General features: G+C 37.6%; 1 protein-coding gene and 1 pseudogene. Both read right to left on the reverse strand.

Annotated elements, in window-relative coordinates; all coding sequences use genetic code 11:
* The coding region (locus CG67_RS07230) for a hypothetical protein (protein WP_025902286.1) at positions 1 to 224 on the reverse strand (224 nt) is incomplete at its 3' end.
* Positions 224 to 635: pseudogene (locus CG67_RS18305) on the reverse strand (attachment protein); the annotation flags it as partial. The pseudogene CG67_RS18305 and the gene CG67_RS07230, both read right to left, overlap by 1 nt.

A 635-nucleotide genomic window follows, 5' to 3' on the forward strand; every position in this document is an offset into this window, starting at 1 on the left:
GACATTAAATTAGAGAAGTCCTGAGGCATGGCACCGTAAACAACAGAACCAAGCCATTGCAAGCCAAGCAAAAGAACAACCATAATTGCGCCAACAAGAGCAGTCGCTAATAATCCAGTTCTAGTAGCAAGACGAGCTATGAAACTTGCAACATAGCCAATAAAAAGAGGAACAAGACCTATTAAAAACCGGAATAAAGCCGGGATACCTAATAAAGCTGGCATTATTGCTCACCCTTCCTTAGTAAAGATGTAATAGAAGTGAATACATACCACAATGTAAGACAATACATAACCCAAGAAAGCATTGATTTTATATCGCCTAATTTATCGCAACCTATCTCAATTTGATAAACAGAACCAGAAAACATAACAAAATTACTACAGCCATGACAAGTAGGAATAGACGGCCTTAGAGCGCCTTCATTTAAAAATGATTCCCAAGCACCGCCATGAGAATCTTTATCAATATTTAATTGAGTTTTAGCTTGAGCAGTTGCCAAATCAAACTCTGAATCACCATCACCATAATGACCAGTATTTTGCTCAGGGTCAGCAAATTTACCAGCACCGCGAACTAGATTATTTAAATTATCACCAAGAGAAGTAATATTATTTTGAGTCTGCTCATCAGCT

Source organism: Tatumella sp. UCD-D_suzukii (assembly GCF_000611875.2).
In the GTDB taxonomy this organism is placed as follows: Bacteria; Pseudomonadota; Gammaproteobacteria; order Enterobacterales; family Enterobacteriaceae; genus Tatumella; species Tatumella ptyseos.